This is a genomic window from Nostoc sp. FACHB-892 (genome assembly GCF_014698795.1).
Taxonomy (GTDB): Bacteria; Cyanobacteriota; Cyanobacteriia; order Cyanobacteriales; family Nostocaceae; genus Nostoc.
Map to the genome: position 1 here is coordinate 1 of NZ_JACJTR010000111.1, position 7,156 is coordinate 7,156.

11 protein-coding genes and 1 pseudogene are annotated in these 7,156 nt (G+C 41.9%); 3 read left to right on the forward strand and 9 right to left on the reverse strand.

The genetic code is table 11. From position 1 onward, the window contains the following. The 3 genes and pseudogenes from H6G96_RS39685 to H6G96_RS39695 all read right to left on the reverse strand — a co-directional run. Window positions 1-280 (reverse strand): annotated as a pseudogene (locus H6G96_RS39685) (hypothetical protein); the annotation flags it as partial. Window positions 281-414: 134 nt separating this feature from the next. Next, on the reverse strand, window positions 415-681 hold the full coding sequence (locus tag H6G96_RS39690; RefSeq protein ID WP_190920005.1) for a hypothetical protein: 267 nt from the start codon (window positions 679-681) through the stop codon (window positions 415-417). 302 nt (window positions 682-983) lie between these two features. After that, on the reverse strand, window positions 984-1,574 hold the full coding sequence (locus H6G96_RS39695; protein WP_190920007.1) for a TetR/AcrR family transcriptional regulator: 591 nt from the start codon (window positions 1,572-1,574) through the stop codon (window positions 984-986). A gap of 49 nt (window positions 1,575-1,623) precedes the next feature. Between H6G96_RS39695 and H6G96_RS39700 the strand changes: the two genes are divergently transcribed. Next, complete coding sequence (locus H6G96_RS39700; protein ID WP_190920009.1) at window positions 1,624-2,139, forward strand: hypothetical protein; 516 nt, start codon at window positions 1,624-1,626, stop codon at window positions 2,137-2,139. Between the two features lie 259 nt (window positions 2,140-2,398). Here the strand turns inward: H6G96_RS39700 and H6G96_RS39705 are convergent, their stop codons facing one another. From H6G96_RS39705 to H6G96_RS39730, 6 genes are all read right to left on the reverse strand, one after another. After that, a complete protein-coding gene (locus H6G96_RS39705) occupies window positions 2,399-3,196 on the reverse strand; it encodes a hypothetical protein (protein ID WP_190920011.1) in 798 nt (265 codons plus the stop codon). 220 nt (window positions 3,197-3,416) lie between these two features. Then, window positions 3,417-3,599 carry a hypothetical protein gene (locus H6G96_RS39710; protein WP_190920013.1) on the reverse strand — a complete coding sequence of 61 codons (183 nt, stop codon included), beginning with the start codon at window positions 3,597-3,599 and terminating at the stop codon, window positions 3,417-3,419. Window positions 3,600-3,737: 138 nt separating this feature from the next. Next, window positions 3,738-4,028, reverse strand: a complete 291-nt coding sequence (locus H6G96_RS39715) for an XRE family transcriptional regulator (protein ID WP_347242347.1) — start codon at window positions 4,026-4,028, stop codon at window positions 3,738-3,740. A gap of 58 nt (window positions 4,029-4,086) precedes the next feature. Continuing rightward, on the reverse strand, window positions 4,087-4,230 hold the full coding sequence (locus H6G96_RS39720; protein WP_190920018.1) for a hypothetical protein: 144 nt from the start codon (window positions 4,228-4,230) through the stop codon (window positions 4,087-4,089). Between the two features lie 211 nt (window positions 4,231-4,441). Then, window positions 4,442-5,131 (reverse strand): thermonuclease family protein, encoded by a 690-nt coding sequence (locus H6G96_RS39725; RefSeq protein ID WP_190920020.1) that lies wholly within the window; start codon window positions 5,129-5,131, stop codon window positions 4,442-4,444. A gap of 134 nt (window positions 5,132-5,265) precedes the next feature. Then, complete coding sequence (locus H6G96_RS39730) at window positions 5,266-5,418, reverse strand: ribbon-helix-helix protein, CopG family (RefSeq protein WP_190920022.1); 153 nt, start codon at window positions 5,416-5,418, stop codon at window positions 5,266-5,268. Window positions 5,419-5,712: 294 nt separating this feature from the next. Here H6G96_RS39730 and H6G96_RS39735 point away from each other — a divergent pair, with 294 nt between their 5' ends. After that, window positions 5,713-6,162: a hypothetical protein gene (locus tag H6G96_RS39735; RefSeq protein ID WP_347242348.1), complete on the forward strand. Its 450-nt coding sequence runs from the start codon at window positions 5,713-5,715 to the stop codon at window positions 6,160-6,162. A 501-nt stretch (window positions 6,163-6,663) separates the two neighbouring features. After that, window positions 6,664-7,156, forward strand: a 493-nt coding sequence (locus H6G96_RS39740; RefSeq protein WP_190920024.1) for a GIY-YIG nuclease family protein, incomplete at its 3' end; no start/stop codon positions are given.

Here is a 7,156-nt window from a genome sequence, read left to right on the forward strand (position 1 = left end):
TAATCAGCAACTTGTAAACTTCTTTTCCTCTGCGCTCACACTTCTCGAATTTCAGTTCTTTTAGATATCCAGTTAAGGCAGTTTGGGTAATCGCACTTGCTTCACTGTTGTTTAGGGTATACCACAGCGAACCATTGTGACGATTGCAGTAGATTTTGCTACTGCCTGCATCAGAGTGCAATCCTAGTTTTGGCTTATTGATTGAAGCGATCAACTGCTTGAGTAGTTCCTCTTGGCGCATCAAAGCAGCAAGTAAATCCGATGTTTCTTGAGGGGTCATTGTTCAATACCAATATATTTCACTTTCGCATTGGCGTAGCCGTTTAATTGTGATATATGAAGCGTGGAGCCAATAAAACAGCGCTTTTGCTACTGCAAGAGCGCTATAAACTGGTTAATGATTAATCGCTAGAACTACGATGGTGGATTATTCCTATCCCGCAGTAACCGCAATATTTCTTCTATACTTGCATCGATATTACGAATGTCAGCTTTGACTTGTCTAATGTCGGCTTTTACTTCTCTCATATCTGAGGCTAAACCTGTAGCCAAGGTAATTGTCCGAGCGATAGCCATTTGAGAAGTTCCAATGGTTCCTGCTTGAATTTTTAGTGTTGCGACATCCTCTGTTAATTCATTGAGGCGTAGGTAGATATCATCAATTCTGGCATCGTCGGTCATCTGCTTTTCCTCCCCTATCTTATTTTAAACGGTTAGCCCTAACCTGTATTACACTCTTAAACCTTACAATTGCTGTGGTACATAAAAAGCCTAGTAAAATGAACGTAAGTTTTTATACCCGCTTTCTTACTTGTAAGCCTTAGCTACTATCTCAAAACTAGAATGTACAGGATAGAGAAATACTTTTAGCTTAGAGCTTGTCACGAAACAACCTTGCTTCTTTTTTGCTAGAAATACTTGATTTAGTAGGTTTTTAGATGGCAAATTGTAAAAGTTGTTTCTTGACAGGCTCTTAGTCACAGTTAACTTAGTGGTTTTCTAATAATCAAGTGCAAAGCGCTACGAACAAATGCTTCCCATAATTCAGGGGTAGGTTGAAATATTTGTGCGTAAAGCATAATCCCGCTCATCGTATCGAAGACTAGAGCAGGATCTATATCCGCTTCAATTTCCTGTCTGACTTTTGCTCGTTCAATAATAATCGCAAAGGCTTGCCGTCGAGGTTGTAAGTATTTTGTCCAGTAGATATGAGCAAATTCAGGGTCACTGGATGCACTGCTGATAATCATGGCAACCGTTCGCCGACCTAAAGGGTTAAGCGTGTTTTGTGCAGCACTGGCGATCAGCGCATCTATATCACTCCAAAGTCTACCAGTGTCAGGAATAACAATTTCTTCTCTTAGGCTTTCAATCGCGTCTGCAACCAGTTCTCCTTTAGAGTTATAGCGCCGATAAATAGTACTTTTGCCAGCTTTAGCACGGGATGCGATTGCATCTACGGTTATCCGCTCAAATCCAACTTCTGCTAGCAGTTCTAGGGTTGCTTGCAAAATAGCTTGATGAGATTGAGTACTACGAGGTCTTCCTAGTGAATTTTTTCTAGCATTGTTCATAAATGTTATTATAAATTACGATACTAGTTAGTACCGTAATAGATCAGTTATGAGCCAGCATTCTCGCCCTCTTTATACAAACATAAATAGTACTCAGACAGTTCGCCAAGGTTTAGAGGAGTACTATGTTGTAAATCCAAATGTTACTGACCCACGCAAACTATCGCCAGAATTTGCCAAAATTTTGCTTGCACATGATGTATCGCACGTTGTTTATGGTTGCGATACCGATATGTATGATGAACTGAAAATTCTGCCCCTGACGTGGTGGACAAGCAATTACAGATTTCGAGACCACTTACGCACTCTTAAAGATCCAATCATCAGTCCTGCAATCAAACTTATGTACGATGATCTGGTAAAAGAGCGTGGAGTGATATGGTTGTATACTTCAATCTTTTTTGTCTTACCACAGCTACTGCCAGAATTGATTTCAATGTGGCGCAACAGCCGCCAACGTGAGCGTTTTGTTCCATTTCTGGATTTTGAACCTTTACTTGACCGTTCACTGTTGGAGATTCGTCAAGAGTTTGATCTGTTGCCATTTTTCAATCAGTTGTCCTAGATACAAAATAATTTTGAACTAATTTCTCTCAATTCTGTTTTTTGCATTTTGAAATAGTGTTTTAATACTCACCAGCATCAGTACTTTATTCACCAAATACAGCTTGACTTCGGGCAAATAGAAGCCAACTCATGAGTTGGGCAATCAGCAATCACAATATCGTCATTGGCTACAAAATACCTCATACATTTAACTCAAAAGCATTTTCACATATACAAAGGGCGTAGCTCTTTTCTGTCAAAGCTACGCCACCGCTTTCTTACGCTGCTACCAACTCCCGACGAACTTGCGGCAGTTCAATCGGAGCAGTTGCCCTGGATAAAACCTTTACAGCCTCTTTTACACTCCAATACCGTACTCCATCTGTACACCGCCAATAGTAAGTCTTGGGGTCGTTTTCCCATAACTCATCAGCGTTTCTGACCTTGAAGACAATTCCCAAGAACTCACCATCTAGATATACGTTGTGAGCCGTCTGAAGGTCAGTGCATCCTACATAAGTCAATCGGTAGCTGTCCACTGGTTCGCACAAGTCTTCTGCACGAGTACCGCGATACCCGCAGTTACCGCACCCATGTCCTTCGCAGTCTGGACAGATGGCAGCAGGCATATTCCATTTCGGCAGGGTGAAGTCCCATTCAGCAAGTGGGGTTAATATTCGAGCCTTGTGAGATATATAACAACCAGCGTGACCGATTACTTTATCAGGATAGTATTGGACGCTCAACGATAGCCAATCACAATCACCCAACAAGCCAATTTTCTCAGAAGCTTGTTTTAATTCCTTTTCTTCCTTGTGATTGCGCTCTACTGGAGCAGAAAGACTCGCTTTTACCTCTGCAACAGCGTGTTTGAATGATTGTTTATGGTATCGAGCATAGCCGTGGGTCATTTTTACCCACACAATATCATCACTGTTGATCCAGATAGTCACTACATCTTCGGGCTTGCAGTTTTTGGAGTAGTCCGACTGATTGACGATGGTTGCAATGATTTGGCGATCGCGTGTGGTTAACGGATCTTTTGTTGGCGCAGGGGCTAAACTTTGTGTCATCATTAGAAATTGCCTCTTCTTTAAAAGGTTGGGGGCATAGGGGCGATCGCGTAGTTTTCCAGACAGAGCGATCGTCCTATTTATTGGTCATCTTGTTGTGCTGAAGGCACAACACTCTCAATCTAGATTTGGCGAAGCCTTATAAAAGTATTCCAGGGTAAAGCATATTAACTGATGATCAAAACACCAGACAGCACAAAGCTGTAGAGAAGATATTGGGATGTTACCGTGTCCTCTGTACAGCCATGTGGAAACTAATTGAAAAGGCGATTACATACTGAGGAGTAATAATCGCCTTAATTCTGGGAGGATTGAAGTTTTTACAACCAGTTTTTAGACGTGGTAGGTCATCGGAATCATCTCGCGGTGGCTTGGCCATTACAAGTTTTAGGCTGCGGCTACTCATCCCGCCGGCTATTGGTTTCTAATAGTTTTGTTGTTAATTGAATTTGGTTGGTTTGAGTTTTGAGCGCTTCTTTCTTTCTCTGAGAGGCATCGCGCTCAATTCCTCTCTTGTATCTATAATTTACAACACGGTGTTGTACTATGTCAATAGAGTTTGGCATATTCCTTGTAAACTTTCAGGATTGATTACTAACGCTGGAAATAACTTCCAAATAGGTACATCAAGCGCATTACAAATAGCAAATGCATCTTCTTTGGAAATTGATTCTGGTCTATTTCCAGGGTTTGCCCATTCAAGATTTTGGATAAAAGTATTGCTACGACCAGCTTTACTCGCTAATTTATCTCGGCTAGTTTTCCCCCGTAGTTTTCTCAATCGCTGTGCTGTTTCTTCATCCCAAGTAAAACGAGATACATAGGACAGTTTCACAAAGCAGACCTCCTCTGTCATTTAGCTCTCCTCTAATTTACAACACCACCTTGTATTTTTAGAGTTTTTTGATTACACTGAGGTAGTGATAACGCAAAAGCGATCGCCAGCCGGGAAGCAACGCGATCGCTTTGCCAAACTCATTTACAAAAAGTGAGCCAATTATAATGCTGACACACTTTTGGCGTGATTCAGAAATCAACCAAATGCCTCAGTCTGGGCAGATAGGCAAATATGCGATACCCAAGGGCTATGTTAATGCCACCCAGATGGCTAAAGCGAACCGTAAACTTTTGTCAGACTACATAATACGATAGCTTCATTCTTCCCTTAACAAAGTTTTAGGTATTTCAGCTTACAATTTATCCGACTTCTCCTGACAAAGTCCGTCCAAAATCTTTTTAAAATCACATCTACCGTTCACATCCAATGCCATCACCATCTCGGTCAAACCCATGAGGATCGGGTGGCAGCACTTTAAACTTTCGTTGGCTAATATCTCGGCAATTTAAATCTGGTGAATTCTTTGGAATGCAAAAATCCGGGTAAGCAGGGTCGCAGTTATTCTGTTGCTGTCCTTGAGTTGGCACTGAAGTTGCCCGTTGAGCAGCTTTGTGGCGAAAGTCCCAAGGCATCACAGGATTAGACTGGCTCCAAAAAGCTAAACGCTGTTGTTTGGCGGTGTTTTCACCCTGTAACAAACTATCTTTAGATTCTGGACAGCTTTTTAGATACTGACGATAGATCACAGCCTGTCCCTCTTGCACCATCTTGAGATTGACACTGCGATTCTCGACAAACACCTCTGCAACCAGGCGCTTATATTTGTCAGTTTCAATAGCACGTAGGGTAATTCCTTGTCCCACTGGCAGCAATTGTTTAAGTCTTGCAGATGATTGTTGACCCCAAGGATTCTGTTTCATCTCTGGTGCATCAATGCAACCGAGGCGAACAGTTACAGTTTTGTTACCCGTTCTCACGCGTATGGTGTCACCGTCACCTACGCTTACAACTGTAGCGGTAAGATTGTTGGCAAATACGGGTAACGACATTTGAGCTACAAGCAGAACGCCAACGCTAATCAAGCGAACTTTAAAAACCATTGTACTAAAAATCACTATTAACTTCTTTTATGATTCCCAATTCAAGCCAAGCGATCGCTAGTTAAACCACAAATTAGTTTTATGTTTTAAAGTAGACAATATTATCCAGTCTACTTTTTTTTAATTCTAGGTTTTTACTCTTTATCTTCAGTAGTCAGAGAACGAATTAATTCCCGGATTACATCGGTTGCTGGTCTGCCAGTCTTTAAGCAGTATTTTTCCAGCTTCTCTGCTTCACTTGAGGTGAGATTGATTGTAAGTCGTTTAGCAGCCCATTTTTTATTCATAATATTATAAAAGTTAGATTTTGCAACTACTTCTCTAATATCAATCACTTAATCTGTTAATACATGGGTATGAATAATGACTTTTAATTTAAGAGATGATGAAGCAAACTTATATGTTTTTGTAAATAATAGTGAGGACATAAAGTCTATTTCAGAGGATGAAGTTTCAGCCCATTAAAAACAACAATTATTAAGGTAGTGCCAAGAAAGTATAAAATACTTAAGAGGAAATAGGTACTCTGGTCAAGTAAGTTTTTATCGTTTTTTAAAAAAGCATTGCATCGGCAGCATTGTATGCATCAGCAACCCATTGCCACAGCACTCTTTTTGGAGATATTAAAGCGATTAAGGAAGCGATCGCTTGTAACAAAGCAGTACACTGGTACTATGCCGAAACTTCCAGAGTGCGATAACTATCTTCTTTATTCACATAACCCCCACCTCGTCTGTGTCGTTCACCCTGATGGGGTACAGGGTGAGACCTGCTTGGACTTTCGAGAAGACCCCAACGCCGAACCAGAGGAGTTATGGCAACCGCAGGGGGCCAGTTATTACAACGGCGAGTTGATTGTGCAGCCACAGGCGAGGTGGACACCAGAACAGCAGCTAGAACTGATTGACTGGCATCCGATGTTTACAGGTAGATGCCCTCGGTGTAGTGCTGAATTTGACCGTGACTGGTCAGCACGGGTGCATTGGGACTGTCAAAATCCAGAGTGCGGATGGATGGATGATACTGTTTAGAGCGTTCGCCCTTGACGTTGGCGTAGCAATCGCTCTAATTACTTCCTTGCGCTTAATGCCTGCTGACTTAATTGCATCACATTTGGGGTAATGGGTCTATGACAGCATCAGTCGGCAGAGATTTAATAAAAGCTGTTACCTCTTCCCTAGTTTTGTATTTTCCCTCACTCCAGGCATCAGCAATCTGTTTCGCTACCGGGTCAGCATCATCAGGGTTAGCATGGGCGGTAATACATTGAATATCATTACCTGTAAATGATATCCATGTCTGCTAAAGTCCCGTAACTGGATGCTGAACAATCCCTGTGGTCAGTTCATTCTCTTCAAGCACTGATTTTTTCTTTGACCCACCGAATCCTTTAAACATAGCTGTATTTAGTAAACGCTACTTTAAAATGCCCAAAATCAACACAGCGATCGCTCTAGGTAAGATGCTAACAGGTTTGACTCCATCCAGTTGTGGGCGATAATCTACTGGTTTGTACATTCCCATTAATCACCTTGGAACCCAACCAGCTAAATTTATTTTCTGATTTGACCGTCACACCAGCACGCAGAGCAGAGACACTGTTAATGAGCCTTGAGGCGCTGTTGAAGTGGAAATCTCAGATTTTTGAATATCAGCAGAAGGTTCAAGAGAACAAACCACCACAGCAGACGGCATTATTTGACCTTACCCCAAAGCACTGCGACCCAGACGCGATAGATCCTTTTACTCTGCCCTTGCAATCAATGGCGTTTTATCGGATGCCAACAGATGCGGGTAGCGCCGCTATTTATTTTGTGATTGATAATGCCATGCCCTTGCTGTTGTATGTTGGTGAAACAAGACGATCTGGTAAACGGTGGAAAGGTGAGCATGGATGTAAGCAATATTTAGATAGTTACCATTCACTGCATCATCGTTATGGACTCCAACGAGAAGTGAGCATCGCTTTTTGGTGGGACACTCCCACAGACCGACGCGCACGGCAAGAATTGGAGTTGAACCTTA

Bases quoted from the DNA above. Each gene is read 5' to 3' on its own strand.
- H6G96_RS39705 (WP_190920011.1), bottom strand. From the start codon at position 3,196: ATGATGACACAAAGTTTAGCCCCTGCGCCAACAAAAGATCCGTTAACC.
- H6G96_RS39725 (WP_190920020.1), bottom strand. From the start codon at position 5,131: ATGGTTTTTAAAGTTCGCTTGATTAGCGTTGGCGTTCTGCTTGTAGCT.
- H6G96_RS39700 (WP_190920009.1), top strand. From the start codon at position 1,624: ATGAGCCAGCATTCTCGCCCTCTTTATACAAACATAAATAGTACTCAG.
- H6G96_RS39710 (WP_190920013.1), bottom strand. From the start codon at position 3,599: ATGAGTAGCCGCAGCCTAAAACTTGTAATGGCCAAGCCACCGCGAGAT.
- H6G96_RS39695 (WP_190920007.1), bottom strand. From the start codon at position 1,574: ATGAACAATGCTAGAAAAAATTCACTAGGAAGACCTCGTAGTACTCAA.
- H6G96_RS39730 (WP_190920022.1), bottom strand. From the start codon at position 5,418: ATGAATAAAAAATGGGCTGCTAAACGACTTACAATCAATCTCACCTCA.
- H6G96_RS39690 (WP_190920005.1), bottom strand. From the start codon at position 681: ATGACCGACGATGCCAGAATTGATGATATCTACCTACGCCTCAATGAA.
- H6G96_RS39735 (WP_347242348.1), top strand. From the start codon at position 5,713: ATGCATCAGCAACCCATTGCCACAGCACTCTTTTTGGAGATATTAAAG.